Here is a 26,768-nt window from a genome sequence, read left to right on the forward strand (position 1 = left end):
TGCCGAATTGTCCCCATCAAATGAGCTGTCCTCATAATAAGCCAAACGGGCCGGCGGAGAGGTTTCCCTCTCCGCCGGCCCGCGTTGAATTTCAGCCGGATTACATCAGGCAGCGACAACGGTGATGTTGGCGCGTGCCTCGATGTCCTCGCCGAGCTTCACAAGTGCGGTGTACTCACCAACCGACTTGATGTGCTGCGAGAGGTTGATCGAGCGGCGATCAACATTCTTGCCGGTTGCGGCGTTGATTGCCTCGGCAACATCGGCGGTGGACACGCCACCGAAGAGGCGGCCGTTCGCACCGGCGGTCTTGACGATCTCGAAGGTTGCGCCCTCGATCGCCTCGCGTGCCTCGCGTGCAGCCTCGATCGATTCCGTCTGGCGCTTGCGGCGCGACTCGGTGATCTGATCGATCTGACGCTGAGCGCCCTTGGTCCACACGGTGGCGTAGCCACGCGGGATCAGGTAGTTGCGTGCGTAGCCATCCTTAACGGTGGCCACTTCGCCGGCGTCGCCCAGGCCCTTCACTCCGTGAGTCAGAATAATCTTCATAATCTGTTACTCCTCTCAGCGGTTCGAGCTGGTGTAGGGGAGCAGTGCCATCTCGCGTGCGTTCTTCACGGCGCGAGCAATCTGACGCTGCTGCTGGACGGTGACGCCGGTAACGCGCTGCGAGCGGATCTTGCCGCGGTCCGAAATGAACTTGCGCAGGGTTGCGGTGTCCTTGTAGTCGATGTTCTCGATCTTCGCAGCCTTGAGGGGGTTGCCCTTCTTCTTCGGCTTGCGCAGAACTGGCTTTGCCATTTTTCCTCTTCTCTATACGGGGCGCGTGGCCCCAAAAAGTTCATGAGTTGCGGGTTTCCCCGCGTTCGCCGTGGCGCGGTCTCCCGACGCCGGTGGCAGTAAAAAGATCAGAACGGCGGGTTGTCGTCGAAAGACGAGCCGCCTGCCGGTGCCTGGCCCCACGGATCACCTGCCGAACCACCCTGGGGAGCATCGTAGGATGCGCGCCCCTGGCTGTATCCGCCCTGGTTTCCGTAGTTGTTGCCTCCACCGAAGCCGGAGTTTCCGCCGCGGTTTCCTCCACCGTTGCCGGCGCGCTTGGACACCTGTGCGGTGGCGTAGCGCAACGACGGACCCACTTCATCCACCTGCATCTCAACGGAGGTTCCCTGGGAACCATCGTTGCGCTGGTAGGAGCGGACCTGAAGGCGGCCGGTGACGATCACGCGCATCCCCTTGGAGAGGGATTCGGTGACGTTTTCCGCGTAGTCACGCCAAACCGAGCAGCGAATGAACATCGCTTCGCCATCTTCCCACTCATTCGTGGACCGGTTGAACGTACGCGGGGTGGACGCCACGGTGAAGGAAGCAACAGGCGTACCAGAGCCTACGTACTTGAGTTCCGGATCAGCCGTGAGGTTGCCGGTGACGGTAATAATCGGTTCGCCTGCCATGTTCTTCTCCTTAGTTCTTTGCCTGCTTGGGCTCGAAGCGGAGGAGCTTGGTGCGCAGAACGGACTCGTTGAGTCCGAGCTGGCGATCGAGCTCCAGCGCAGTTGCCGACTCGGCGGTCATGTAGACGACCACGTAGACGCCTTCCGACTTCTTCTTGATGTCGTAGGCGAGGCGACGGCGGCCCATCACGTCCGTCTTGTCCACGGATCCGCCTTCGGCGGGGACGACGGCGAGCAGCTTCTCGAGGTAAGACTGCAGGTTACGCTCATCAACTTCAGGATCGAGGATGATCATCATCTCGTACTGACGCATGGTGTACCCACCTCCTTTGGTCTAAAACGGTTACGGTCCTTCCGTAACAGGAGGGTTCATGCTTGTGCACCAGCCACGGGTGTGACACGTGCACCCGCACTACTTTACCGGATTTTCCTGGATAAGTCGTTGCGTTTTGGGCCACATGTGGATAACTGGCCGAGCGAGGAAAACGCCCGCCGGTGGGCACGAATTTTTCGTCCCCACCGGCGGGCGGTGATCTTCCAGCTACTTATTGTTCCCCGCTGGCGCAGGATTTTGCTGTGTCGGCGAGGGCGCAGGCTTGGGCTGTTCCTTCGGCGCTTGTTTCGTCGGCGACGGCGCAGGCTTGGGCTGTTGCTTCGGCGCATCCGACGTCGGCGACGGCGCTTGCGGCTGCTCTTGCTTCGGCGCCTCGGTAGTCGGCTCCCGGGTCGGTTCCGGCGACGGGGGTGCCTTGTACTTCGGCGCAGGAACGTACGGTTGCGGCGGTGGCTCTTTACCCTCAGGGAGGGGGAACTTCACTGGATCCATATCCGCGAGCGCAATACTCATGTATTCGTGCATGACGATTCCGGGGAGATTGCCGCCGGCCACCTGAGTCTCACCACCGAAAGGCGTGAGCCGTTCTTCTTCGCCCTTCGGGCCAACCTGGATCATGTCGACAACGGTTGCAAGTTGCGGAGTGTACCCACCGATCCATGCAGACCACGGACCGGAGGAGGTGCCCGTCTTTCCGGCCATCGGGTGATCTTTGACGCCTTTCCCTTCGGCGGTTCCGCCCCAGTCGTACACGCCCTGCATCATTTGGTTCATTGTCCGAACCTGGTTGGCATCGACCGCCTGGTTAGCGGTGGTGGGCCCAGAGTAGACAACGTTTCCGTCGCGATCACGCACTTCGCGAATGATGTGCGGGGTGGCTTGCTTTCCGTCGTTTGCGAGGGTTCCGAACACCTTGATCATGTCGATCGGCCGCGGGGAGGCGGAGCCGAGCACGTTACCAACTCGCGAATCCAGACCCGGCGTGTTCTCGGGGAGCCCGAGATCGATTGCGGCCTGCTTCGCCTTATCTGCACCAACTTTCTCGTTCATGATGATGAAAGGAGTGTTGATCGATTGCGCGGTTGCACGCGACAGTGAGACGATGCCGTGGTCGCGACCATCGACATTGTTAAAGGTAGTGTTCCCCACTTTGTACGACGCCGGCGCAGGAATTCGCGACGTTGGCCCCCAGCCTTCGCGGACCGCGGCGAGCAGGCCGAACACCTTAAATGTGGACCCGCCCTGGCCACGATCCTGAGTGACGAGGTTGCGCTGACGCTTCGAGTAATCGGCGCCTCCGTACAGTGCCACAATCTCACCATTCGTGGGGTTCATGGAGACCGCCCCCACGTAGTTATTCTTCGGGCGATCCGCAGGCAATTCGGCCACTGCGATCTCAAGCGCCTTTTGCATGCGCGGATCGATCGTGGTGGTGATGGTATACCCGCCACGGTTCACTTCTTCTTCCGTGAACCCCGCCTGGTTGATCATCTCGGCCTTCACGGTGGTCACCAAATATCCGGTGGTTCCCTTCAACGATTCATTCGTGGCCGTGGGGATGGTCTGCGGCATCGTCTTATCGGCGGCGTTGTACTGCTCGGCCGTGATCCAGCCATCTTCCTTCATGATGTTGAGGACGCGTTCGTATCGCTGTTGTGCCCGCTTGGGGCTAATCTCTGGGTCCCACGCAGAGGGAGCCGGAATGATGCCCGCAATGAGAGCCGACTGCTCCAAGGTGAGATCCTTTGCGCTCACGCCAAAGTATGCCTTGGCCGCAGCCTCGATTCCGTAGGTTCCGCGCCCGAAATAGATCGTGTTGAGGTACTTTTCGAGGATCTGTTCCTTAGATTGGTTCTGATCGATCTTCAGTGCCAGGAGCGCTTCCTTCGCCTTCGACACGAGCGTGGCATTAGTTCCCGTGTAGTAACGCTCGGCGTACTGCTGTGTGAGGGTAGAACCGCCCTGTGTGGGCAAGCCACGCACATTGTTCCAGAACGCACGCGCAATACCCTTCAGATCCACGCCGTTGTTCTGGAAGAACCGGCGGTCTTCACTAGCAATAACAGCATGTTGAACGAAGGGTGACATTTTATCGAGCGTAACGGAATCACGGTTCACTTCAGAAAACGTGCCGAGCTTCGTGGTGCCGTCCGAGTAGTACGTCATCGTATTTTGGGCCAGCGCGAAATCCGCTGGTTCCGGGATCTTCGTGGCAACGTACAGGCCGACGACGCCACCGATCGCCAGCGCAACGAACGCCAGGAACGATCCGACAACCACTCGCCAGGAGGGAACCCAACGATGCACAGGGCCGTACCCCGCGCGGGGATAGTTCCATCCCTTCACGCGCTTCGGCTTACCACTTGCTGTCGACGTGGCCATACTTCCTCACTTGTCGTTATTGATGTGCTTGCGCGGAGCTTTTAGCTGCCGCGTCAGCCCGGAGAGACGGCGATGATCCCGTTTCGGTTCCTCAGCCGACTCCTCATTTTCCGATCCTCCGAAGGGATTGCGGAATTCGATGAATTCGTCTTCCACCTCGGCGTCGATATCGTAAAAGCCTTCACGCCGGCGCGATTTCGCTTCCTCTTCGGAAATCAAGAAAGCATCGATCCACCGGCTTCTGGGGTCAGAGTCTACTAGCAGCGCCTTGAAGAAAAGTGTGAGAGGCACCGCAAGAATCGAGCCGAGCCATCCCACAACAACCGTCCAGATGGTCAGCGAGATGAACGTAACCGACGTTGACAAGCCCACACGATCGCCTGTGAACTTCGGTTGGATGAAGTTCTGGATCACAACGTTCGACACCACATACAGCACTGCCACCCACACCATGGCCTGCCATCCCTGATCGAGAAGCGCCATAAGCATCGGCGGTACCACGCCGATAAAGAATCCCACATTCGGGATGTAGTTCGTGATGAAAGCCCACACGCCCCACGTCCATGCCAGCGGAACCCCGAGCATCTGCATGCCGATCGCGTCGATCACGGCCACGATCAGTCCAAAAACGGTGGAGATGATCCAGTATTGGCGCACGCGCCGCTCGAAGTTCCCCAGCGCGGACGCCAGGTGCGAATGCGACATGCGCATAATCGTGTTGCGCGAGCTCATAATCATGGTGTCCACAGTGATGAAAATCAGTGCCACCACCACGATCATGATGAGCCCGCCCACGGACGAGACATAATCGAACAAGCTCCACGCCCACCCCACGATCGAGTTGAAGTTGAGCTGGTTGAGATACACCGAAAGATCCTGAGTTTCGATGCCCTTTTCCTGCGCGAACTGCAGCACCGTTTGCACGATGTTTTCGAAATTGTCCGAGTATTGCATCAAGGTGGCCGGAAGCGGGGTCAAGCTGAGTACCGTAATCCCGACAACGATCAGGATGAACCCCACCACCGCAACGATCACGGCGGTCGCAGCCAACCACGACGGCCACCCCTTCTTCAAAAGCCACTGCCCAATCGGCCGGAAGGCGAGCACAACCGTGAACGCGAGGAAGACCGGCCCGAACACGTTTTGTATCGCGAAAAGCCCCGCACCGACAAGTACGAGCATCGCACACACCGCGAGGATAGACAGGCCGTTGATCTGGCCACTGGCCTGCGCCGGCTCCTCGCCCGCATCGGCCGACGGCTGCTGACTCACCGCCGAGCGCGGTTCCGCCGGCTCGCTAGCCGCAGCCTCCCCCGCATCGGCGGGCGCCGGCGTTTCGACGGCGTCGCTCGCACGCTCAGATTCGAATGGGTTTTCCTTCTCCACGGCAGTCTCCTTCTTCCACGGTTTATTCTGCCTGATAGGTACGACAGTTTTTGCCGAACACTCTCACCCGTGGCAGATTTCCCGCTCAGCGTGAGTTTCGATTCCCGACGTCGGTGCGCGCGTATGCGAGCGCCAGCAGGCAGTACGCAACCCCGGCGACGACGAAGACCGGCCGGCTCCAGCCCGACGTCGGTAGCACGAGCGCGGCAACAAGAGCCGCACAAATAAAAGCCGTATTGAACGCCATGTCGTAGAAGGCGAAAGCGCGCCCGCGGTAGCGGTCTTCCGTCTCTGCCTGGACAATCGTGTCCACCGCAATCTTCGAGCCCTGCGCCGAGAACCCTAAGATCACAGCGGCAATATACAGCCACGGCGTGTGCCACGTGGTGGCGATCATGAACTGAGAAACTGCCGCGATCGCCAGACACCAGCGCACCCACGTCGCCGCGCTCATCACCGTGTTCGCCACCGGAGTTCCCACAACCGCGAGCGCGTTGCCCACGAACGACACCCCGCCCACGATCGCAAACTGAGCGAATCCGGCAGCAGCGTCGGACGGGTCGGCAAGCAAATGGCGCGAAATCACGATCAGCGCCACAAAATTAAACCCGTAAAAGAAACGGTGAGCGGCGATCGCACCAAGAGCATGAACTGGGCTGCGACGCCGGTGAAGATACCGAGCGCCCGCAACCATATCGCCCACCACTTTGCGCACGTCGCGCCAGGTGCTACCCGCATGCTGGTGGTGCGGGCCGAGCGCACCGGCGTCGAAAAACATGGCCGCGAGCGCAGACGCGATCCCGAAAACTGCAGCGGACGCGACGAGGGTGCCGCCGGAGGTCCAGCCCGCCGGCAGGACCAGCGCGAGTAGCGCGCCGAGTCCACCGCCGACAGCCGCCATCAGGGATCCGAGGGTGGGCGTGATCGAGTTCGCAATCAAGTACAGGCGAAGCGGGAGCGTGTGCGGCAACGACGCCGAGAGCCCGGCCAGCAGAAAACGGTTCACTCCCAGTGTGGCCAGGGCAAACACGTACACCACGGGGGTATCACCCACTGTCTCTACAAGCACCGCGAGCAGACCAGCGAGCAGCAGCCGGATCGCGTTGCCCCACACGAGCACGTTGCGCCGACGCCAGCGGTCCAGCAGTGGGCCCGCGAACGGACCCACGAGCGTGAACGGTGCCAGCAGGATCGCGAACGCCACCGCGATCTCCCAGGCCGTGGCCTGCTTCGTCGGGTTGAAAATCAGGAGCGTCGCCAAGCCCACCTGGAACAGGCCGTCGCCGGTTTGAGAAACCAGCCTTACGGCGAGCAAGCGCCGAAAGGCCGAATACCCCAAGCTCTCGCGCAGTTTCACTGCTGCTCGTTCCACCACGCGAGCAGGCGGCGCGTGGCCTCCTCCTCGCCGAGTGGGCCCTCTTCCATACGAAGATCGAGCAGATACTTGCGGGCGCGGCCCACCTCGCGGCCGGGTTCAAGGCCGAGGATCTCCATGATTTGCGCGCCGTCTAGATCCGGACGGATCGCATCCAACTCTTCTTGCTCTTTGAGCGCCACGATCCGGGCCTCGAGATCGTCCATCGCGGCCGAGAGCCAGCGGGCCTTGCGCTTGTTGCGCGTGGTGACGTCGGCGCGCGTGAGGCGATTGAGGCGCTCGAGGAGCTCCCCGGCGTCGGTGACATACCGGCGCACCGCCGAATCCGTCCACGCCTGCTCGCCATACCCGTGGAAACGCAGGTGCATTTCCACCAGGCGCGCAACCTTCTTCGTGGAGGCTTTGTCGAACTTCAGTTCCTTCATGCGGCGCTTGGTCATTCGCGCGCCCACCATATCGTGCGCGTGGAAGGAGACCGTGCCATCCGATTCGTACTTGCGAGTGGCTGGCTTGCCGACGTCGTGCATGAGAGCCGCGAAACGCAACACGAAATCAGGGCTGGGAACGGCACCGTCGGGCCCGGTTTCCAGCGCGATCGCCTGGTCGAGCACGGTGAGCGTGTGCTGGTAGACGTCCTTGTGGCGCCCGTGCTCGTCCACTGTTGCGACCAGCGCAGAAACTTCCGGGAGGACGACGTCGGCCACGCCCGTTTCGACCATCAGCTCGATCCCACGGCGCGGCGAGGCGCCCACAATCAGCTTCTCGAGCTCCGCCTGGATCCGCTCAACTGAAACGATCTCCAGGCGGGCGGCCTGATCAGCCATCGCGTGCATCACGCGCTCGGACACGTCGAACTTCAACTGCGAAGCAAAACGCGCGGCACGCATAATACGCAACGGATCGTCGTCGAAACTCTGCTCGGCCGCCACCGGCGTATCGAGCACCCCGGCTTCCAAATCATCCAACCCGCCACACGGATCCACCAGCTCAAGCTCCGGCACCCGCACCGCCATTGCGTTCACGGTGAAATCGCGCCGAGTCAGATCGCCCTCAAGCGAATCCCCATAACTCACCTCCGGCTTACGGGAGCCCGGATCGTACTCTTCCGTACGGTAGGTGGTTACTTCCACCACAAGTCCGTCTTTCGCGGCACCGATCGTGCCGAACTCCTTGCCGATGTCCCACACGCCGTCACCCCACTCTTCAAGCAGTTTTTCGGTCTCTTCGGGCCGCGCGGACGTAGTGAAATCGAAGTCGTGAATCGGCCTTCCAAGGAAGGCGTCGCGAACTGGACCTCCAACGAGTGCCAATTCATGGCCAGAACGTGAGAAAATAGATCCCAGTTGAAGGATTGCCGCAGGAAGTTGCCGCAAAGACGCAAGTCCTTGCATCAACACCTCGGCACGCCGGTTCGTGCCGGCGGAAGGATTTTGTGTAAGCGAAAGCGATTCATCGGTAGGCACCTAATAAGGGTGCCACGAAATCGGATCGAATCCCACCCCGCTTGCACCTTGAACGTACAGAAGAATCATGAGGAGAAGAGTTCCAGCGCCGCCACCCACCCCGCGCGGCGAAAAACCGCACACCCGGCTACGCTCCCGGCGTGCATCAAACCTGCCTGTCTCAAACGAGACGTCGGCGGGTGGTGTGATCATCGCCGTCCACAACGGCCACGCCTATGTGGCAGTGATCGCCCGCCGTAACCGTGGCGGCCGCCTCGAGTGGGTCCTCCCGAAGGGCCATCTGGAGGGAGTCGAAACGGCCGAGCAGGCGGCAGTGCGCGAAATCTCGGAAGAAACCGGCATCTATGGCCGCGTGCTCAAGCACCTGGCATCGATCGACTACTGGTTCTCCGGGCACGATCACCGCATCCACAAGGTCGTGCACCACTTCCTCCTCGAGGCCCTGGAGGGCACGATCACGGTGGAAAACGATCCCGATCACGAGGCCGAGAAGGCCGAGTGGGTGCGCATTGACCGGGTCGCCACCCGGCTCGCATACCCGAACGAACGGCGCATCGTGGGCGACGCCGCCGCGATCTTGCGTGGTGAGCGCGAGTGAAGCGGGCACTGCGCGCGCTCGCTGCGGCTTCCCTCGCGTTCGCTGGGCTCGCAGGCGCGGCTTTCTGTGCGCCTGCGCAAGCCTCCCCGACGACGTCGGGATCGCCCGCCGTATCCGCTATTCGCTTTGCGCTAGGCGCAACTCGCGCACCGGCGTCGGCGATTCATGCCCAAAAATCAACCGAGCCGCAGCTCACGATCACATCCGTGGGCGCGCCTGTGCTCAGCGCGGACACTCCGCTGCGCGTCACGGTGAGCGTGTCGAACCCTGGAACTGAGCCGATCACGCTACAGCGCCTTGATCTGCGCGCGGCCTACTCATCGCCGCTCACCGATCAACACATCCGCGACTGGATGGACGGGAACCTCGATTCCGCGCTCGTTACGAGGGATTCCACGCCTCTCACCGTGGCGCCTGGAGCGAGCACGCAACGCACCATCGTCGTTCCGGCCCAGGATCTGACCTGGGATACCAGCCAATTCGGCTGGGGTCCGCGCGGTATCCTCGTACGCGCATATACACAAAACGGCGTTCTTCTCTCAGACACCAGTTTCATCATCGTCGCACCGAAAGTGAACCTCGATCGCACGCCGACCACCGTCGTCGCGCCGCTCACGCGTTCGTCACAAAACATCACCCAGCAGGGCACTCTCACGGAATTCCTCGCCCAGGCCCAGCCGGTGCGTCTCGCACAGGAGCCGCAGCCCACGCCGTCGACGTCGAGCTCCGCACACGCTTCCACCGCACCGCTCGTTCCCGCGCCAAAAACGCCAGCCGGACAGGCATCCGAGCCAGGTGATCTCGCCGCGCAAGTGAGCACTTTCGTCAAAGAACCCGAAAACACGGCACAAATCACGCAAATCCTCGCGGACGCCCCCACCACCGGCGTCGAATTCCTTGCAGATCCCACACTCAATTTCTCAGAACAGATCGCGCCCGCGCTCCAGGCACGAACCTACCGCTACCTGCCAGCGTTCGATGCCTCAATACCCGCCGCGGGCGCCGCTGGAATCGCCAAAGCGACGAAACTCGCAAACGAATCCGTCACGTTCGACCTCTCCGATACCCAATCACTTAACCTCGCAAAAGCCGGCGGATACAACGAAAATATCGTCTCCTCCAACGCGTTCTACCCCAATGCGGCCCTCACCTACACGCCTGCCGCCTACACGCCCGCGCACACATCCGGCCTACCGACCGACGTCTTCCGATACGACCAGTCGCTCGCCGACGCCCTCGCTGGCGTTCTTCCCGGCACTACCGCCACCGGAACGCGGGATTCGGCCGGAACTCTCTCCGCCCTCGATTCGCGCCAGCTCGCCCTCACCGTGGCCGCTATGCAGTACCGCGAGCGCCCCAACGACCAGCGCGGAATCATCGCCGCGTTCGAACGCGGCACCACGCTCGACCTCGCCACTGCAAAAGCTCTCCTCGACGCTCCGTGGGCCAAACCCGCCTCGCTCGAGGAACAAAAAACTACGCCGTCCACCGGCGAATACGCGGCACGCAATACACGCCCTGGCGCCGACGTCGTCGCGAAAGCTGCCCTGGACTCGCTTAACCAGGCCCGAAAACACCTTGCGTCGATTGCGAAGGCTACGCCGTTCTCGGCCGACGTCACCGAGATCACTGATCTATATACGTCGCTCTCACTCGCACAAAGCGCCACCGGGATCCCGTCCGTGGCAACCCACCAGATCGCCGGGATGGACATCGCGGCCGATCCGCACCTTGCTGTAAAAGTTGCCGAAACCTCCACGATCAACATGATCTCCGAGGCGTCCTCTATCCCACTGCGCGTGGTGAACTCACTTCCGTTCCCGATCTCGGCGAGCGTGGTGTTGCGCATGCCCGATCAACGCCTCCGTGCGGATTCGCCCGCGCCAGAAATCGTGGGCGCAAACAACGCCGCAACGTTCTCGATCCCCGTCAAGGCGTACGGATCCGGCGATCTCTCTGTGGAAGCCCAGGTGCAAACCCCCACCGGCGCAGAGCTCGGCACACCCACCGAACTCGATATCCGGGTCAGAGCCCAATGGGAAAACGTCGGAACGATCGTTTTCGGCACGGTAGTGGTGCTACTGTTCGCAATCGGAGTGGTGAAGTCGGTGAAGAAGGGCAGGCGCAGCGCGCCGGTATCGGCCAATGAATTCGGCGAGAATGTCAAACGTTCATCCCACCAAATATCTGACTAGACTTGCCAATATATTGTGGAAATTGAAGGAGAGGCGAACGTGAGTAACGAATTTGCACAACCCGGCGATCGTATCGCCGAGCGCTTCGATCTGGTGTACCCGATCGAACACACGCTCGGCTCGTCGGAGGGCGTTTCCGTGTGGATCGCCCGCGACACGATCCTCTCCCGTAGCCTGCGCGCAATCCTCGTCCGCCACGGCGCGGCTCACGCCGCCGAGGTTGCCGACGCCGCCCGCCGCAGCGCACTGATCACCGACCCACACCTTGTCTCCACGATCTCCGTGATCGATACGGACTCTCTCACCGCGATCTTCACCGAGGTGCCGCCAGGGATCCCGTTCAGCTCTTACCTTGACGGCACGCCCGTCGATCCACGGATCGTGTGGGCGCTCATGGGCGAAGTTGCCACCACAGTGAACAATATTCGCCACCGCGGGGTGCGCCACCTGCGCTTGGACGCTTCCGATATTCTGATTCAAGACGCTTCGGGCGTGGTTGTGGACGGTTTCGGCATCCAGGCCGCACTCAACGACGTCGATATTTCCGTTCCGTGGGAGGATCTGGACGCGCGCGAAACCCGTGGTCTGATCGATCTCGCGGCCGCATTGCTCCTGGGCCGTAATGTTGGTGATCCGCAGGCGAGTATTGAGCATGCCCTCGAGGTCGAGGGGTTACCCGAGCCATTGCGCCAAGTGTTGCTGATGTCGTCCGAGGGGAAAACTCCGGCCGATTTCGTTCGCACGCTCGTTCCGTGGCCGGAACTCGATACGTCGTCTCTGACGATCATCAACGAACCGTCCGATTTCGGGACCCGCCGCCCGGTTCCGCCGGCAACATCCTCCGACGCCGACCGCCCCACCTTCAACGCTGGCAAGGTCGCGTTCCCGCCGCTGAACTCTGCTCAGCCGGAGCCAGAGCCGGAACCGTCGGGCCCGGCCGACGACGGCGCTCACGCCGCTGAGAGCGGTGAGGCAGATGATTTGGCAGTATCAGGCGCCGCTGGCGCGGCTGCCGTTGCCGGTGCAGCCGCGGCAGGTGCCGCTTCGAACGCCGCCGGGGCTCCGGCGTCGTCGAAGGAAGAAGCCGCGAAAGCTGTGGAGGAGGCGTTCGGCATCGACGACGCCGGCTCGGTGAGCAACGTGAAGTGGCCCAAGCCCGATGGTGAAGAGTTCTCAGCATCGTCTGTGGGCGAGCCGGGTGCCGCCGCAAGCCTCGCAAACCTCGGTGCCCTGGGTACCGACCCGAACTTTGTCTCCCCGGTGCCGCTCGCGGAGCCTGAGGAGGAAACGGAGCCAGCCGCACAGCCGGAAGAGCCAGCCGCACAGCCGGAAGAGCCAGCCGCACAGCCGGAAGAGCCAGCCCCTGCTACCGAGGCGCCGAAGGCCGCTGAGCCCGAGCCGGTTTCTGAAAGCGATCCAGAGCCTGCCGATGAGTCGACGCCCGAACCGACCACCGTCCTTCCAGCCGTTCCACCCACAGCGCCCGGGTCAGCAACGCCTGCCACTCAACTGCATGCCGTGAGTAAATCGGAGCCCACCACCGCGCAGGCACCGACGCGCCGAGAAATCGGAACCGACGAGCAACCCGTCGTCGTCCCAGAACACCGAGGGCGTGAGCATTCGAGCGTCACCCGCCGCTCTGCGTTCGATCCGAAACGGTCCGGCCACGGCCCCTCTCACGGCGTCGTCGCTGGCACGTCCAGCGCAAACGCCGTCGGGGAACTCGTGCCCCCGCGCCGGTTCAACCCGTCGAAGATCGTCGTCGGCGTATTCGCGGTCGGCGTTGTACTCGCAGCTGTCTGGGCCACCGCGTCGATCTTCCGGCCGCTGGATCCTGTCGCGCCAGCCTCAGGCCCGTCGTACCCGAGCCTGAATTCGCCGAGCGCGCCGGCCAGCGCCGCGCCAGAATCGTCCGCACCCGCGCCGACTGTCGCCCCACAGATCACATCCGCAGATGTGAAGGTGATCGGCTTTGAGAAGTTCCAGGGTGCACCGCAAACCGACATCAACAACGTCAGCGGCATTGGCGCAGTCTTCGACGGCAACCCGCAGACACGTTGGCGTTCATGGTGGTTCTCGTCGCAAGAGATGAAGCCGGCGGATTCCACTGTGATTATCCTCCAGCTCAAAGAGAAGGCCACCGTTTCCGAAGTGACCATCGACGAGGCGGGCAACGGCGGGAATATTGAGTGGTTGGGTGTCGTTCCTGATAAGCCTGCCGATGGCACCATCATCGCGCAGGGTGCCCTCAACGGCACAACCACCCTGAAGGTGAAAGAGCCGGTCGAAACCGATTCGATCACCTTGCGGGTAACGAAGCTTCCTCAGGATTCGAAGGGGAAGTTCCGTCTGGACATCGCAGAAATCACTGTCAAGTAACAACTACCGGAAAGGCCATTCATGGCAGTTCATGACGTCATCATTGTTGGATCGGGCCCCGCAGGTTGGACCGCCGCCGTCTACACGGCGCGAGCCGGCATGGAGCCGATCGTGCTCGCAGGCACCCTCGAGGCCGGCGGTGCGCTGATGAACACCACCGAGGTGGAGAACTACCCGGGCTTCCCGGATGCGGTTCTCGGCCCGGACCTGATGGATAAGATGCAAAAGCAGGCCGAGCACTTTGGGGCAGAGGTTCGCTACGAGGACGCTATCCGTTTCGAATTGGACGGCCCGGTCAAGAAGATCCACACTGATTCCGAGGTGTACGAGGCTCACACGGTGATCCTTGCGCTCGGCTCGGCCTACAAGAAGCTCGGGCTCGCTCGCGAGGCAGAGCTTTCGGGCAAGGGTGTATCCTACTGCGCCACCTGCGATGGCTTCTTCTTCAAGAACCGCGAGATCGTAGTTGTTGGCGGCGGCGATACGGCCGTCACCGAGGCCCTGTTCCTCGCACGTTTCGGCTCCACGGTTCACGTGGTGCACCGCCGCGACGAGCTGCGCGCCTCGAAGATCATGGCGGATCGCCTGCTCGCGAACGAGAAGGTCGTGATGCACTGGAACAAGGAAGTGGTCGATACGCACGGCGATGCCGCGCTTGAGTCCGTCATTTTGCGCGATACGGTGACCGGCGAGGAGAGCGAGCTTCCGGCCGCGGGCCTGTTCGTGGCGATCGGCCACGAACCGCGCACTGCCGTGCTCGATGGCGCTCTCGAGCTGGAAGACGGCGGCTACATCAAGGTTGCCGAGCCCACCACGGCCACGTCGATCCCCGGCGTTTTCGCCGCTGGCGACGTCGTGGATCACGTCTACCGCCAAGCGATCACTGCTGCTGGTACCGGCGCGCGCGCCGCAATGGATTCGGAGCGTTACCTGATCGACCACAAGGCCGAGCTGGACGCCGCGAAGTAGCATGAGCGTTCCCAGCGCCGGGGAGCCTAGAGAGGCCGGGGAGCCTGGAGAGTTTGACGAGGCCCGCATCCGCTTGCTGTTTTTTACGGCGAGCTGGTGCGGGCCTTGCGTGCAGATGAGGCCTGTGTTTTCGCAGGTGGCGCGCGATTTTGTGAGATGGGTTGCGAGAGAGTTTCCGCTCGCGCCCGCAGTTTCGGTGCGTTTCGTCGACGCCGGTGGGCCGGTTCCGCTCACGCAGTTACGCGGCTTAGGCCGGGCGCCAGCCGCGTCACCCGACGTCGACGCCCGGTCCGCGTCACCAGCCGACGACGTGCGCACGCACGCAACCGGCGTCGACGGCGTCCAGTCCGCGTCACCAGCCGACGACGTGCGTACCCACGCAACCGGCGTCGACGGCGTCCACCGGACCGGCGGCCGTTCTGTTTCACGTGAAACAGAACCCAGCGAATTCATGCCGAGCACCGACGTCACCCGCGCGGCAGCACCAACAGCTCCAGCGCTTTTACCCACAACCGAGCTGTGGATCGACGGCGAACTCGCTGGCCGCGTCGAAGGTGCCGTTCCTGCCAGTTCACTACGTGAGCGGCTTCACGCATTTTTCGAAAACTCGTGGCATGATTAGCCAAAACGTGTTTTCGATCCGAGGAGGAATTGTGAGCGGCCAAAACAGCATTTCGTCAAAGATTGCCTCGGCAGCCGCCGCAGGCACGCGCCTGGACCCTTGGTTCGATGCGTACGCCGATCGCGCGCTCGGCATGAAGCAATCGGAAACACGTTCGCTGTTTGCGGTCGCCAACCGGCCCGAGGTCGTGTCGCTTGCGGGTGGCATGCCGAATATCGTTGGCCTCCCGCTCGATTTCCTTGCGGACATGACCGCGCGCCTGATCCGCGAGCGCGGCCCACAACTGCTCCAGTACGGTGGTGGCCAGGGCGAAGAGGAACTGCGCGAGATGATCCTCGAGGTGATGCGCGCGGAGGGGATTCGCGCACATGTGGACAACATCGTTGTGACCACGGGAAGCCAGCAGGCGCTGGATCTTGTCACCCAGATTTTCGTGAACCCCGGCGATACGATCGTGGCTGAGGCGCCGAGCTACGTTGGTGCGCTCGGCGTGTTTCGCGCTTATCAGGCGAACGTGGTGCACGTGCCGATGGACGCGGACGGCATGATCCCGCAGGCCCTCGATGAGACGCTCACGCGCCTCGCCGCCGAGGGCAAGCCGGTGAAGTTCATTTACACCGTGCCGAACTTCCATAACCCGGGCGGCGTGTGCATGTCCGACGAGCGCCGCCCGCAGGTGGTCGAAATCGCTCGCCGTCATCACGTCCTTATCCTCGAGGATAACCCGTACGGCATGCTCGGCTTTGACGACCAGGTGATGCGTCCACTGCAAACCTACGATCCCGACGTCGTCGTCTACCTCGGTTCCTTTTCGAAGACTTTCGCGCCCGGCTACCGGGTGGGTTGGGCGCTCGCGCCGCACGCCGTCACGCAGCGGCTTGTTCTTGCGAACGAGAACGCGGTGCTTTCACCGACCAAGGTGGGGCAGCTGTCGATCGCCGAGTATCTACGTACCTACGATTGGATGGCGCAGATCAAGGAGTACCGCTCAATGTACAAGGGCCGCCGCGATGCGATGGTCGGTGCGCTCGCCAAGTATTTACCGCAGTGCGAATGGAACGTGCCGGAGGGCGGGTTCTACACGTGGGTGAAGATTCCGGATGGGCTGGACGCGAAGGCAATGTTGCCCCGAGCGACGGCGAAGCTGGTTGCCTACGTTTCAGGTACGGCGTTTTACATGGACGGCCAGGGCAGCGATCATTTGCGCTTATCGTATTGCTATCCACCGGAGGAGTCGATCGTGGAGGGCGTGCGAAGGCTCGCCGGAGTGATCGAGTCCGAGCAGGAACTGGTTGGCCTGTTTGGCACCGCCAACTTGCGCAAGCGCGCTGGCACGGAACGTCCGGGTACCGACGTGGTGTAGAACGCCAATGAGTGCTCTGCGGCAAACGACAATCGGAAAGCCACGCCAGCGAATCGACGGAACCGGCGCGCCTCCTCTGCTCAGTTTGCGCAGCGACACTCGAACACTTTGGCGTCAATATCGCCGCCGCCCAGCGTTCAGTCATCACGGCAACATCTCCTAGACAACTGAAAACTTACCGTCGCGTCGGCGTCGGGAAATACTCTGCTAACGAAAGGACAACCCATGGACAAGCCCCTCACAGTCGCGGTGCTCGCCGGCGGGCTCAGCCACGAGCGCGATATTTCTTTGCAGTCCGGACGCCGGATCGCTGCGGCTCTGACCGACAGCGGTATCCAGGCGAAGGTTCTCGACGTCGATTCGCAGCTTTTGCAGCGCCTCGAGGCGTTGGAGCCGGATGTTGCGTGGCCGCTTTTGCACGGTTCGACGGGTGAAGACGGATCGTTGCAGGATTTACTCTCCCTGATTGGCTTGCCGTTTGTTGGTTCTGACGCGGTGGGGTGCCGGCTTGCTGCCGATAAAGCGGTTGCGGCTTCCGTGCTGGCTGGCTCGAGCGTGCACGTCCCTGAGTCGACGGCGCTCCCGCAGTCGCTTTTCCGCGACGTCGGCGCTGGACGCGTCCTGGATTTGATCGAGGAGCGTTACGGCTTCCCGGTGGTGATTAAGCCGACGAAGTCGGGTTCGTCGCTGGGGCTCACGATCGTTCGTTCGAAGGCGGAGTTGCCGGGTGCGATGGTCGATTGCTTCGCGTATGGGGATACTGCTCTGATTCAGAAGTTTGTTGAGGGGCGCGAGTTTGGCGTGGCCGTGGTCGACTTCGGGGAGGGGCCTGTTGCGTTGCCGCCGGTAGAGGTGGTGGCGTCCGGTCCATACGATTTCGATGCGCGTTACAACCCGGGCCGAGTGCAGTATTTTGTTCCTGCTCGGGTGACAGAGAAGGAGCGTGACGTTGTCGCGCAGCTTGCGGTGGATGTTCACCGTTCGTTGGGGCTCAAGCACCTGTCGCGTACGGACATTATTCTCGACGCCGACGGCGTGGCCTGGTTTGTTGATGTCAACACCTCCCCGGGCATGACGGAGACGTCGCTTTTCCCACTCGCCGTTCAGGCCTATGCTGCCGATCGTGGCGAGGCGGTTGAGAGCGTGTATCTTCAGATCCTTGCGCGCGCGGGTGCAGACGCCGACGCGGATGAGTGAGCTGTCTTAGGCTTGAGCGCAGGCTGCTCGGGCAGTGAGCTGAGGGTTTTGATGAAATAAGCCCAGTCTGCTCGAGCAGTGAACTCAAGGTTTTGATGGAATAACCCCAGCCTACTCGAGCAGTGAACTCAAGGTTTTGATGGAATAACCCCAGCCTGCTGGCAGACTGGGCCCCGGTTGTTCGCAGGTATTCCTCGACGCTCGTGCTCGGAGCTGTGCATGACGTATACGGTGGAGGGGCGTTTCACGTGAAACGCCCCTCCACCGTATACACACACCCGGCCGATCGGCGATCACTCCCCGTGTTGCACACAGAACTCGACCGCACCATCGCCTCTGCCTGCTGTCACCGCACAGCAGCTTGGCTCGTGGCGGTACTTACTCATCCAGCCGATTCCTCGTGTTGCACGGGAAACTCGACCCCTCCGTCGCCGAGCTCACTCAAGATACGGTTGAGATCGTCAAGGGAACCGAAATCAATCGAGATCTTCCCCTTGCGTTGCCCCATATTCACCTTGACCCGGGTATTCAGACGGTCCGCCAGGCGTGTAGCCAGCGCTCCAAGTTCATCCGGGAACTGCGAGATCCTCGGGCGGCGGCGTGCCGCCGCCGCCCCTTCTTCACCCATCGCAACAATTTCTTCAACTGCGCGCACGGACAGGCCTTCGGCCACGATTCGCTGCGCGAGACGCTCCATCGCAGCCGGATCAGTCAGCCCAAGTAACGCACGGGCATGGCCCGCAGATAGCACACCGGCAGCAACGCGTCGCTGCACGAGTGGCGGAAGCTTCATGAGGCGGAGCGTATTCGAGATCTGGGGGCGTGAACGCGCGATCTTGCGGGAAAGTTCTTCCTGCGTGCAGCCGAAATCCTCGAGAAGTTGCTGGTACGCTGCCGCCTCTTCCAGCGGGTTCAGCTGTGCACGGTGGAGGTTTTCGAGGAGCGCGTCACGGAGCAGATCATTATCCTGCGTGTGACGAACGATTGCTGGGACTTCCTTCAAACCAGCACGCTGAGTGGCGCGCCAACGCCGCTCACCCATGATCAACTCGTACCGAGCATCCGGATGATCCCGATCCGGTTCAGAAAGCGGGCGAACCACGATCGGCTGGAGGACACCGACTTCCTTGATGGAATCAGCGAGCTCTTGGAGATCGTCCTCATCAAAAATCGTACGAGGTTGCGCCCGATTTGGAACGATCCACGTCACATCGATTTCGCCATACGTGGTACCCGGTATCGGAAGGAGGTTGTCATCAGCTGTTTCAGAAACGCTGGGATCACTCATCTGAACAGCACCCTCTGTGTTCGCGTCGGGCGCGCCCTTAGCCGCCTTGGCCGCCGGCGCGCCAGAAACCGTGCTCAGCTCGTTGGGTTTGCCCGACTCAGCGTTTGTTCGAGCAGATGGAGTATCGCTCTGGCCAGAGCCCTGTTCGTTCGCTAGTTCCGCTCCAGAAACTACTTGGGATGTCGTAATTTTGCTTGACGCCTTATCCACCGTAGTGGTCTTTTTTCCGCCACTCTTTTTAGAGACACTTTGGCGCGAACGGTGAGTTTTTTCGCCGCCTAGCTCAGCCGGCACCGTACCCGAGTCCACATCCGTAGCGCTGCTAGCGCTGGAGTCAGCCTCCGTATCAGGCTTCACATTCGATCCAGAGAAGAAGACGTCGATTGGGCGGTTCTTCTTCTCTTGCTGGTTGTTCGGGATCAATGAGCCAAGCCCGACGCCGAGCCCTCGCCGTTTCTCTGCCATAATCTATTTCCTCGTTTCAAACATTACGTAGTGCTGGAGTGTGACTTAAGCGCGTTATACCGCCGTTATGTTTTTACGTTTTTATTGTGCTCTGCCCGCAAGTTCAAAGGCTGCCGCCATATAAGCCACTGCTCCAGACGAACGTGGATCATACGTAATCACCGTTTGATGGAACGATGGCGCCTCAGAAATGCGAATGTTGCGCGGAATTTCCACCGACAGCGTTTCGTCGGGGAAGTAGGAGCGGACCTCAGCAGCGACATCTTGGGCAAGGTTCGTACGCTTATCGAACATCGTGAGGAGAATAGTTGAGATAGCGACGCCTTGATTCAAAGACGCCTGCACAGACTGGATCGACTTCATGAGTTGGGTGAGCCCTTCGAGCGCGTAGTACTCGGTCTGAATGGGAATGAGTACCTCTCGTGCAGCAACTAACGCGTTGAGAGTGAGAAGACCGAGGCTCGGTGGGCAATCAATGATCACATAGTGGAGTTGCACTCCACGGGAAGCAAATTCTTCCAATGCCGAATCGAGAGCATCGCGAAGGCGGTACTCACGACGATCTTCGGAGACGAGCTCAATCTCAGCGGAGGAAAGATCGATTGTGGATGGAGCAACGAACAACGAATCGAATTCGGGAGCCGGAGCGACCACGTCGACCAGAGGCATCTTCCCCATAATCACTTCGTAAAAAGACGGTGTACCGGAAGCGTGTTCGACGCCAAGGGCAGTTGAAGCGTTTCCCTGTGGATCGGCGTCGATAACGAGTATGTTGAGTCCACCGTTCGCGAGTGCCGCCGCAATATTTACAGCCGAGGTGGTTTTGCCAACCCCACCTTTTTGATTGGCTACTGTAAAAATGCGCGTTTCACGTGGAACTTTAAACTGTGCGTCTTTGAGCTTCGTCATCAGTGCGCGGTCATTCACGAGATCCGCGCCAACTGGCGTTGCCGATCCTTCAAATATCGATGCCCAGTCGTTATGTTTGCGGGTTGGCTCCAGCTGTGAAGCCTTCTTTCGGGGGTCAGACACGTGCAACACTCCTTTGTTTCAATGCATCAATTCTATCGATTTTTGCACCTAATCGACCACAGATATTTATATTTTCACAGCTACTTGTCAGTAATAAATTATTTATCCACAATCTCATTTGCGTCACGCGCTGTCCACAGATTCCCGCTGTTCACTTGCCACCGGGTTGAGAATCGGCTATCACTGCTCCACGTTTCACATGTAACGGGAATTCCAGGTTGTTAGTATCGTGCATCCATAATTTGGATTCCTATCCTCGATACTTCCATGCAGTGAGCACACCTGAGATTCGTTGTTTCACGTGAAACATCCTGTTTGTGGCTTTTCACAAATCAGTGGCGTGGGTGCTTCCGCGTGTTTTATTTTCGAGCTCGGTCCGACTCGCTTTGAATGTTTCACGTGAAACACGCTCAGCACATCCCGCCAACAGATCATCGCTTCATCAAAGTCACCGCGACGCTGAACTCAGCAAAGTTCATTCTCCACTGCTGCGCTATAAATCGGGTGCCTTGAAGTTTGTTGACGTCAAAATACGGCAAAAGTTCGAAGCAGTCGATAGGTAAATTTCGCTGTGCGCAACCTATGGCACCACCATATTTCGCACGCGGTGCCATCAGACAATTTTTGGTTGCACTCACGAAGTGCCCAGGCACTTATCTCGGCAAACTTCTTGCATAGACCTCCGATCGCCGTTCGGCAGCGTCACACGAGAAACGACACCGTGGGAGTGTAGCCAACTGGCATCGTGCGTGCCGATAATTTGCAGCATCGCCGCTCGATACCACTTTGCCGGATTATACACCGCGACATCACGTGACCCTGCCCAGCGTTTCAATGGTGCGCTAGGGGCGGACTCATCTCTTTAATCGCAAGTACCGCATCGACATGAGCTCTTCTGCGCATTTTCGCGGCACACAATCCCAACGTATCCAGTGTCTACAGTGCACCAATTTCTCACGATGTGCGTGTGTCGACTTTGACGTTAAGTGTGCGGCGAGAGGCAGTTGGAGTTGACCTAGCGATTCATCCACCGGTGCCTATTTACGTTGATTAGGATGGCGGAGCCCCCACAACAAACACACACCGCTCGTCGCCACGGCGGGACCGACTATTGACGAGATTTAAAGAAATTCGGAGGAATATACTGTGAATGGAAACTCTCATCGTTGACATCAGGTCATGAAGCATTGCTGCGGAGCATCGATCCGTTTCACGTGAAACATCAATCCTCGGTGATACTAACTTCAGCGCGTTCTCCCGCAGCCCCAGCGACGTCTTCGCCATGAAATCTGCTTCAAGTAACTAATGCATCACCGCAAGCTCTTTTGCCGCATCCGGGACGTGCTTGAACCGGGAGTACTCGGTCCCTCGGTTCGATGTTGAAACAGTTAACAACCCTGCCAGAGAAATATTCGGCGTTGTCGATTGCACGCGGTAATTCCGCCCGGTGTTCTTCGTCAGATGTGAGCGGCGTATAGAAGCCGGCAATCCTTTCAACTCAAACCACGCCGTCATATTTCCCGTAGAAAAGCACGATGCACATTGCGAAAGTAGCCGCCGTCGTCGAACGCCCAACCGCTTTCTACCTCGCGAGTGCTCACGGCGAATTGAATTCTTCGAGGGAGAGGCACATTCTTCCCTCGCCATCTCATCGTCAATAAACATGCACCTCAAGGCAATCCAAGTTCGGCGTTGTGCCTCAGCATGTCGGCACTTCAACTGAAACGTTTCACGTGAAACGCCTCCGCGAACTGGCCAAGATATGCACACGCAGTAGCGAGTTCCAATGCCCAGTGTGTGGAACAACCGCGTCGGACGAAGCGCACAGCTCCACACAAAAGTCATCGGCTCACATACCCGAGTAGTCGGGTTTCACGTGAAACATCCAAACGCGACTAACGGTGAAGTTCAGCGATGGCGCTGTTCGCGCTTCGTGATTTCGACGATCCGAGTCCCTTCCTCGGCACCCCACACATCAACATCATGGACGTCGACCCAATCCGCACCAAATTTGCGTAATTGCTTATCCGCCTCGTCGATTTCAATTTCAGCACGGTCGCCCTTGAGGGCAACAACGCGACCACCGTCGCGAACTAGAGGCATTGTCCAGGGAATCAGCTTCTTCAGTGCTGCCACCGCACGGGCGGTAACAACGTCAGCCGTGTAGTCGCCCATATCTTCCGCGCGTGAACGGATCACAGTAACGTTCGTCAAACCCAGAGAGTCTACCACATACTGCAACCAGTCTGTACGGCGTTCCATCGCCTCAATCAAATCAACATGAACGCTTGGGCGAGTGATCGCCAGAACGAGCCCAGGAAACCCAGCGCCAGAACAACATCCGCCACAGTAGTTGATTCTTCAATAAACGAGTTAATGGCGGTTGAGTTCAGAATGTGTCGAGTCCACAGTTTATCCATCTCACGAGGACCAACGAGCCCGCGAAGCTGCCCCTCATCCTCAAGCAACTCGGAAAACCTTACGAGATTCGCCCACACGGAGGAGCCGAAATGCTCGGCGCCGCCCTGAGGTGCGCGCTCAACAACGATGGGACGCTCGTCCATGTGCTTCACCATTCCTCAGAAAACCAATAGTTCAAGAGTGCCATACCACGCCGCACCGCGCCAAAGCGGCTATCAGAATACCGCATAAAACGTGGGCTTCCCCAAGCAGGGAAGCCCACGTACAAGCTCGAGTCACTCAGCCGAGCACGGTGCCGCTAGAACGGGCAGAACTTGGCGAAACGTCTGGAACACACCCAACATCGGGTGATCTTCAGACGCCAGGCCACCAGCGACATCCAGGCCACCAGCGACATCCAGGCCACCAGCGACATCCAGGCCACCAGCGACATCCAGGCCACCAGCGACATCCAGACCGCCAAGCTCCAGCCGGGCCCGCAGCGACATCCGGACCGCCCAGCTCCATCCGAAACGCTCAGCTCTGGCCCGGAATTACTCAGCAGAACCCTCGTCAGCCGAACCCGCCGAATCCGCCGAACCCGCAGACTCAGCAGGCTCCGCGCTCTCGTCGTCAGCAACCGAAATCACCACGTGGCGATCAGCGCCCTGACCGTACGAATCTGAAACGAGCCCGGCCTCGGCGGCGACGTCGTGAACCACCTTGCGCTCAAAGGGGTTCATCGGACGAAGCGAAACATCTTCGCCGGTCTCAAGGACTTCGGCGACGGCGTCGGCAGCGATCTTCGCAATCTTCGCACGGTGATCGGCACGGTAGCCGAGGATCTCCAGCATGAGGCGCGAACGCTCGCCGGTCTCCTGCTGCACCGCGAGGCGCGTGAGCTCCTGCAGAGCGTCGAGCACGTGGCCGTCGCGTCCGATGAGCCGCTTGAGACGTCGATCGTGCTCGTCGTCGGAAACGATCGCCACGGAGGCACGGTCGGCCTCCACGGAAATCTCGAGATCGCCGTCCAGATCGGCGATATCAAGCAGCTCCTCCAGGTAGTCAGCTGCGAGGTCTCCCTCTTCGGCGAGGGCCTTCTTGAGTTCAGTATTTTCTGCCATGGTGTTCCTTTATCGTGGGAAAACGGAAGTTCAATTGTGTGCCGGCCCGACGCCGGTTAGCGGCCGACGCCGGTGCGCCGGGTTCCACCGGCCCGACGCTAGTTTGTCGGTCCGCCGTCGCCGACGGCGGAGCGCCTGATGCTTGGCAGCGGGAGGCGGGTTCGATGCCCGCCTCCCGCTGGGACGTTTAGAAGTTGCGATCTTTCTTGTTGCGCGCTGCTTTCTTGGCGCGTGCGGCCTTCTTTTCCGCTGAGCGCTGGCGCTCAGCGAGACGGCGCTCGTAACGTTTTTGTGCACGCTCAGAGTCCGTCAGTCCGTCTTTTCCGATCTCCTCGCCAGCATCGTTGAACTGCGCCTCGCCGGCCGCATCTTCAGCGCCGTCGGGGAGCGGATTGCCGAACGCATCAACGTTGGATCCAGCCTTCTTGGAGCGGTTCTTGCCAAGCGGCTGAACGCGCTGACCGCCGGTGTTCTCCTCTGTACCTTCCTCGGGCGGGAGGCCAGCTTTGATGCGCTTGGCGCGATCGCGGGCGAGCTTGCGCTTGTGGGCCTCAGAGCCAGGGGTGGGGTTCGTGAGCATCAGCCAAGTCTGCTGGCCAATGTTCCAGAAGTTACCGGTGACCCAGTAGATGAGCACGCCGATCTGGAAGGCGTAACCGGTAAAGATGTAGATGAGTGGCATGCCATAGAGCATCGTCTTTTGCATGGTCTGCATCTGGTTGGCCATCGGGTTATCCGGATCCGGCTCGTGCTTGGGCATATTCCAGGTCATCATTTGCTTCTGCTGGAAGAACAAGGTCACAACCAACAGCGCAATCATCACCACGGCTACCACGGTGATGCGAGTGGACATACCGGCGAAGATCGGAAGATTCGAAGTGGCGATCGAGGAAGTGAGCGGCGCACCGAAGAGCTCTGAGCCACCGATCTGCTGGGCAATGGTCTCGTTGATCGGGCCGATTGCTGCGCGCTCGTACGTCCCCTTCGACAGCGGATCGATCGCGTAGAGCATACGGACCAGCGCAAAGAAGATCGGCATCTGGATCAGCAGTGGGAAGCAGGAGGCGAATGGCGAGGAGCCGTGATCGCGGTAGAGCGCCATCATTTCTTCCTGCTGGCGCTGGCGCGAAACCTGATCCTTGCGGCCCTTGTACTTCTTCTGAATCTTTTGCATCTCGGGCTGCAGCTCCTGCATGGCCCGGGTGGAGCGAATCTGCTTGTTGTACAGCGGGATGATGAGGATTCGGACCACCACGGTCAGGCCGATGATCGACCACACCCACGCTGAACCGGCGCCCTGGGGCAGGCCGAGGGTGGTGAGGATCGCGTGGATGCCGTACATGATCCAGCTAATAACCCACATGATGGGGTAGAGAATGCTATCCATACCTTGCTTTCTTACTTGTTGTTGCCCTCGACGCCGTGGCCGCGTTGGCCTGCCGAGGTTTCCTCACTCGCGCGCCGCGCAAGTAGTTCCTGGTACCCGAGTGGCTTTGTGGGCCATTTTCCTCGGGGTGGCACCCAATCGACGCCGCCGGCGGAGAACTGGTTGCATCGCATGAAGCGCCATACTGCTAAAAGTGTACCTTTGAACGCGCCGTGAATCTGCAGTGATTCGACGGCGTACGCCGAGCATGTGGGCTCGTAGCGGCATCTGCGCGGAAGGTGCGCGGAGATGCGCTTTTGGTAGAACCGGATGGGCGCGGTCAGCGCCGAAACGAGCGGGTTTTTCATTGCCGTTCCGTTGCGTTGACGCTCGCGTTTTCCGCCGACGCCGGTGTGCGACATGCGCCCAGCTCGCTCGCGGTTCCAGACGCCGGTGTGGGAGTGACGTCGGACGCTGGTTGCGCTGTCAGCGCCTCCTTTTCGGGTGCGAAGAAGCTGGCCGGGAGTACTCCGGCCTTAATCAGGCTTTTCACGACGGCACAGCGCAACTCCGCGCTCGACGCGGTAGCCGCGGACGGGTGAGCCCGGACAACCACGGACGATGCTGACAGAGAGGGGATCAGAGGGCGCATAATATGGCGAAGCCGCCGGTAGACTCGGTGGCGGACCACTGAGTTTCCGACGGTTTTAGCCACGACGAAGCCGACCTTGCGGTCGGCCTCTTTCGTATTTTCGCTCGCCACGACGTGGCAAACGAGAAGCTTGTTCCCCTTGCGGACGCCGCCTCGGATGGTCTGAGCGAATTCCTCAGACTTGCGCATCCGGTTGGCGGCAGACAGCATCAGGCAGAGAGCTTTGCGCGGCCCTTACGACGGCGGGCTGCGAGAACTGCGCGGCCTGCACGGGTGGACATACGCTTACGGAAGCCGTGGACCTTCGCGCGGCGGCGGTTATTCGGCTGGAACGTACGCTTGGTGGTCATTGGTACTCCCACATTTTTACTCGGCGGACACCCTCTGGCGAGGGCGTGTGTACTTCTGTTGCACACATGACCTATCAAAACTACCGGACTTTTCGGCGAAATGTCAATGTTCGGCGCGTCCGGTGACCGACGTCTCAACCGTGAAAATGTTTTCCACGGCGTTATCAACAGGTGACGATTTTCCCATCCGTTGTTCTCCACAGATGTGGAGAAAATATGGATGGATTCTTTGCCCTGTCGGCGTGCGCACTCGGTGACGTAATTACACACGTGTAATATCCACACCTGTGCACAAACCTGTGGATAACTCGAATGCATTTCCACATCTTGTGGAATACCATGGTGGATAACTCCGATGGAAAGAAGGACCG

The 26,768-nt window shown here is 60.3% G+C and carries 26 protein-coding genes; 7 read left to right on the plus strand and 19 right to left on the minus strand.

Annotated elements, in window-relative coordinates; translation table 11 throughout:
* Nucleotides 1-105: 105 nt before the first annotated feature.
* From rplI to P8A24_RS08780, 8 genes are all read right to left on the minus strand, one after another.
* Nucleotides 106-552 carry a 50S ribosomal protein L9 gene (gene rplI, locus P8A24_RS08745; RefSeq protein WP_278058424.1) on the minus strand — a complete coding sequence of 149 codons (447 nt, stop codon included), beginning with the start codon at nucleotides 550-552 and terminating at the stop codon, nucleotides 106-108.
* Nucleotides 553-567: 15 nt separating this feature from the next.
* A complete protein-coding gene (gene rpsR / locus P8A24_RS08750; RefSeq protein WP_278058425.1) occupies nucleotides 568-804 on the minus strand; it encodes a 30S ribosomal protein S18 in 237 nt (78 codons plus the stop codon).
* A 107-nt stretch (nucleotides 805-911) separates the two neighbouring features.
* Nucleotides 912-1,457, minus strand: a complete 546-nt coding sequence (locus P8A24_RS08755; RefSeq protein WP_278058426.1) for a single-stranded DNA-binding protein — start codon at nucleotides 1,455-1,457, stop codon at nucleotides 912-914.
* Nucleotides 1,458-1,467: 10 nt separating this feature from the next.
* Nucleotides 1,468-1,770 carry a 30S ribosomal protein S6 gene (gene rpsF, locus P8A24_RS08760; protein ID WP_278058427.1) on the minus strand — a complete coding sequence of 101 codons (303 nt, stop codon included), beginning with the start codon at nucleotides 1,768-1,770 and terminating at the stop codon, nucleotides 1,468-1,470.
* A gap of 228 nt (nucleotides 1,771-1,998) precedes the next feature.
* Complete coding sequence (locus P8A24_RS08765) at nucleotides 1,999-4,173, minus strand: transglycosylase domain-containing protein (protein ID WP_278058428.1); 2,175 nt, start codon at nucleotides 4,171-4,173, stop codon at nucleotides 1,999-2,001.
* Nucleotides 4,174-4,179: 6 nt separating this feature from the next.
* Nucleotides 4,180-5,559: an AI-2E family transporter gene (locus P8A24_RS08770; RefSeq protein WP_278058429.1), complete on the minus strand. Its 1,380-nt coding sequence runs from the start codon at nucleotides 5,557-5,559 to the stop codon at nucleotides 4,180-4,182.
* A gap of 85 nt (nucleotides 5,560-5,644) precedes the next feature.
* Nucleotides 5,645-6,916: an MFS transporter gene (locus P8A24_RS08775; RefSeq protein WP_278058430.1), complete on the minus strand. Its 1,272-nt coding sequence runs from the start codon at nucleotides 6,914-6,916 to the stop codon at nucleotides 5,645-5,647.
* A complete protein-coding gene (locus P8A24_RS08780) occupies nucleotides 6,913-8,325 on the minus strand; it encodes a CCA tRNA nucleotidyltransferase (RefSeq protein WP_278060248.1) in 1,413 nt (470 codons plus the stop codon). The genes P8A24_RS08775 and P8A24_RS08780 overlap by 4 nt, the downstream gene beginning before the upstream one ends.
* A 139-nt stretch (nucleotides 8,326-8,464) precedes the next feature.
* Between P8A24_RS08780 and P8A24_RS08785 the strand changes: the two genes are divergently transcribed.
* From P8A24_RS08785 to P8A24_RS08815, 7 genes are all read left to right on the plus strand, one after another.
* Nucleotides 8,465-8,995, plus strand: a complete 531-nt coding sequence (locus tag P8A24_RS08785) for an NUDIX hydrolase (protein WP_278058431.1) — start codon at nucleotides 8,465-8,467, stop codon at nucleotides 8,993-8,995.
* A complete protein-coding gene (locus P8A24_RS08790) occupies nucleotides 8,992-11,190 on the plus strand; it encodes a DUF6049 family protein (RefSeq protein WP_278058432.1) in 2,199 nt (732 codons plus the stop codon). The genes P8A24_RS08785 and P8A24_RS08790 overlap by 4 nt, the downstream gene beginning before the upstream one ends.
* A gap of 39 nt (nucleotides 11,191-11,229) precedes the next feature.
* Complete coding sequence (locus P8A24_RS08795) at nucleotides 11,230-13,569, plus strand: protein kinase family protein (RefSeq protein WP_278058433.1); 2,340 nt, start codon at nucleotides 11,230-11,232, stop codon at nucleotides 13,567-13,569.
* Between the two features lie 21 nt (nucleotides 13,570-13,590).
* Nucleotides 13,591-14,538, plus strand: coding sequence for a thioredoxin-disulfide reductase (gene trxB / locus P8A24_RS08800; RefSeq protein WP_278058434.1), 948 nt, complete (start codon nucleotides 13,591-13,593; stop codon nucleotides 14,536-14,538).
* A gap of 1 nt (nucleotide 14,539) precedes the next feature.
* Nucleotides 14,540-15,160 (plus strand): thioredoxin family protein, encoded by a 621-nt coding sequence (locus P8A24_RS08805; RefSeq protein WP_278058435.1) that lies wholly within the window; start codon nucleotides 14,540-14,542, stop codon nucleotides 15,158-15,160.
* A gap of 31 nt (nucleotides 15,161-15,191) precedes the next feature.
* On the plus strand, nucleotides 15,192-16,523 hold the full coding sequence (locus P8A24_RS08810) for an aminotransferase-like domain-containing protein (RefSeq protein WP_278058436.1): 1,332 nt from the start codon (nucleotides 15,192-15,194) through the stop codon (nucleotides 16,521-16,523).
* Between the two features lie 225 nt (nucleotides 16,524-16,748).
* Nucleotides 16,749-17,720, plus strand: coding sequence for a D-alanine--D-alanine ligase family protein (locus P8A24_RS08815; protein ID WP_278058437.1), 972 nt, complete (start codon nucleotides 16,749-16,751; stop codon nucleotides 17,718-17,720).
* Between the two features lie 382 nt (nucleotides 17,721-18,102).
* On the opposite strand, the gene P8A24_RS08820 is transcribed toward P8A24_RS08815, so the two are convergent.
* The 11 genes from P8A24_RS08820 to rpmH all read right to left on the minus strand — a co-directional run bounded on the left by P8A24_RS08820 (nucleotide 18,103) and on the right by rpmH (nucleotide 26,397).
* The gene (locus P8A24_RS08820) at nucleotides 18,103-19,473 is read right to left on the minus strand and encodes a ParB/RepB/Spo0J family partition protein (protein ID WP_278058438.1); all 1,371 of its coding nucleotides are present in this window, start codon (nucleotides 19,471-19,473) and stop codon (nucleotides 18,103-18,105) included.
* An 81-nt stretch (nucleotides 19,474-19,554) separates the two neighbouring features.
* Nucleotides 19,555-20,382 (minus strand): ParA family protein, encoded by an 828-nt coding sequence (locus P8A24_RS08825; protein ID WP_278060249.1) that lies wholly within the window; start codon nucleotides 20,380-20,382, stop codon nucleotides 19,555-19,557.
* Nucleotides 20,383-20,936: 554 nt separating this feature from the next.
* Entirely contained in the window at nucleotides 20,937-21,119 is a 183-nt protein-coding gene (locus P8A24_RS08830; protein WP_278058439.1) for a hypothetical protein, read from the minus strand.
* Nucleotides 21,120-22,413: 1,294 nt separating this feature from the next.
* Nucleotides 22,414-22,779 (minus strand): 16S rRNA (guanine(527)-N(7))-methyltransferase RsmG, encoded by a 366-nt coding sequence (locus P8A24_RS08835; RefSeq protein ID WP_278058440.1) that lies wholly within the window; start codon nucleotides 22,777-22,779, stop codon nucleotides 22,414-22,416.
* Nucleotides 22,776-23,069 (minus strand): RsmG family class I SAM-dependent methyltransferase, encoded by a 294-nt coding sequence (locus P8A24_RS08840; protein WP_278058441.1) that lies wholly within the window; start codon nucleotides 23,067-23,069, stop codon nucleotides 22,776-22,778. The genes P8A24_RS08835 and P8A24_RS08840 overlap by 4 nt, the downstream gene beginning before the upstream one ends.
* A gap of 132 nt (nucleotides 23,070-23,201) precedes the next feature.
* Nucleotides 23,202-23,414, minus strand: coding sequence for a hypothetical protein (locus P8A24_RS08845; protein ID WP_278058442.1), 213 nt, complete (start codon nucleotides 23,412-23,414; stop codon nucleotides 23,202-23,204).
* Nucleotides 23,415-23,459: 45 nt separating this feature from the next.
* Nucleotides 23,460-24,029 carry a Jag family protein gene (locus P8A24_RS08850; RefSeq protein ID WP_278058443.1) on the minus strand — a complete coding sequence of 190 codons (570 nt, stop codon included), beginning with the start codon at nucleotides 24,027-24,029 and terminating at the stop codon, nucleotides 23,460-23,462.
* Nucleotides 24,030-24,216: 187 nt separating this feature from the next.
* Nucleotides 24,217-25,416, minus strand: coding sequence for a membrane protein insertase YidC (gene yidC, locus P8A24_RS08855; RefSeq protein ID WP_278058444.1), 1,200 nt, complete (start codon nucleotides 25,414-25,416; stop codon nucleotides 24,217-24,219).
* An 11-nt stretch (nucleotides 25,417-25,427) separates the two neighbouring features.
* Nucleotides 25,428-25,763, minus strand: a complete 336-nt coding sequence (gene yidD, locus P8A24_RS08860) for a membrane protein insertion efficiency factor YidD (protein WP_278058445.1) — start codon at nucleotides 25,761-25,763, stop codon at nucleotides 25,428-25,430.
* Nucleotides 25,760-26,257, minus strand: coding sequence for a ribonuclease P protein component (gene rnpA / locus P8A24_RS08865; protein ID WP_278058446.1), 498 nt, complete (start codon nucleotides 26,255-26,257; stop codon nucleotides 25,760-25,762). The genes yidD and rnpA overlap by 4 nt, the downstream gene beginning before the upstream one ends.
* Complete coding sequence (gene rpmH / locus P8A24_RS08870; protein WP_278012794.1) at nucleotides 26,257-26,397, minus strand: 50S ribosomal protein L34; 141 nt, start codon at nucleotides 26,395-26,397, stop codon at nucleotides 26,257-26,259. Before rpmH ends, rnpA begins: the two co-directional genes overlap by 1 nt.
* Nucleotides 26,398-26,768: the final 371 nt, after the last annotated feature.

Source organism: Arcanobacterium wilhelmae (assembly GCF_029632765.1).
Lineage (GTDB): Bacteria > Actinomycetota > Actinomycetes > Actinomycetales > Actinomycetaceae > Arcanobacterium > Arcanobacterium wilhelmae.

What these genes read in the sequence shown, in the direction of transcription:
- P8A24_RS08815 (WP_278058437.1), top strand. Translation starts at nt 16,749, where the DNA reads ATGGACAAGCCCCTCACAGTCGCGGTGCTCGCCGGCGGGCTCAGCCAC.
- P8A24_RS08820 (WP_278058438.1), bottom strand. Translation starts at nt 19,473, where the DNA reads ATGGCAGAGAAACGGCGAGGGCTCGGCGTCGGGCTTGGCTCATTGATC.
- rpsR (WP_278058425.1), bottom strand. Translation starts at nt 804, where the DNA reads ATGGCAAAGCCAGTTCTGCGCAAGCCGAAGAAGAAGGGCAACCCCCTC.
- trxB (WP_278058434.1), top strand. Translation starts at nt 13,591, where the DNA reads ATGGCAGTTCATGACGTCATCATTGTTGGATCGGGCCCCGCAGGTTGG.
- yidC (WP_278058444.1), bottom strand. Translation starts at nt 25,416, where the DNA reads ATGGATAGCATTCTCTACCCCATCATGTGGGTTATTAGCTGGATCATG.
- P8A24_RS08840 (WP_278058441.1), bottom strand. Translation starts at nt 23,069, where the DNA reads ATGGACGAGCGTCCCATCGTTGTTGAGCGCGCACCTCAGGGCGGCGCC.
- P8A24_RS08780 (WP_278060248.1), bottom strand. Translation starts at nt 8,325, where the DNA reads ATGCAAGGACTTGCGTCTTTGCGGCAACTTCCTGCGGCAATCCTTCAA.
- P8A24_RS08825 (WP_278060249.1), bottom strand. Translation starts at nt 20,382, where the DNA reads ATGACGAAGCTCAAAGACGCACAGTTTAAAGTTCCACGTGAAACGCGC.
- rnpA (WP_278058446.1), bottom strand. Translation starts at nt 26,257, where the DNA reads ATGCTGTCTGCCGCCAACCGGATGCGCAAGTCTGAGGAATTCGCTCAG.
- yidD (WP_278058445.1), bottom strand. Translation starts at nt 25,763, where the DNA reads ATGAAAAACCCGCTCGTTTCGGCGCTGACCGCGCCCATCCGGTTCTAC.
- rplI (WP_278058424.1), bottom strand. Translation starts at nt 552, where the DNA reads ATGAAGATTATTCTGACTCACGGAGTGAAGGGCCTGGGCGACGCCGGC.
- rpmH (WP_278012794.1), bottom strand. Translation starts at nt 26,397, where the DNA reads ATGACCACCAAGCGTACGTTCCAGCCGAATAACCGCCGCCGCGCGAAG.
- rpsF (WP_278058427.1), bottom strand. Translation starts at nt 1,770, where the DNA reads ATGCGTCAGTACGAGATGATGATCATCCTCGATCCTGAAGTTGATGAG.
- P8A24_RS08765 (WP_278058428.1), bottom strand. Translation starts at nt 4,173, where the DNA reads ATGGCCACGTCGACAGCAAGTGGTAAGCCGAAGCGCGTGAAGGGATGG.
- P8A24_RS08805 (WP_278058435.1), top strand. Translation starts at nt 14,540, where the DNA reads ATGAGCGTTCCCAGCGCCGGGGAGCCTAGAGAGGCCGGGGAGCCTGGA.
- P8A24_RS08830 (WP_278058439.1), bottom strand. Translation starts at nt 21,119, where the DNA reads ATGGCACCGCGTGCGAAATATGGTGGTGCCATAGGTTGCGCACAGCGA.
- P8A24_RS08755 (WP_278058426.1), bottom strand. Translation starts at nt 1,457, where the DNA reads ATGGCAGGCGAACCGATTATTACCGTCACCGGCAACCTCACGGCTGAT.
- P8A24_RS08785 (WP_278058431.1), top strand. Translation starts at nt 8,465, where the DNA reads ATGAGGAGAAGAGTTCCAGCGCCGCCACCCACCCCGCGCGGCGAAAAA.
- P8A24_RS08850 (WP_278058443.1), bottom strand. Translation starts at nt 24,029, where the DNA reads ATGGCAGAAAATACTGAACTCAAGAAGGCCCTCGCCGAAGAGGGAGAC.
- P8A24_RS08845 (WP_278058442.1), bottom strand. Translation starts at nt 23,414, where the DNA reads ATGTCGCTGCGGGCCCGGCTGGAGCTTGGCGGTCTGGATGTCGCTGGT.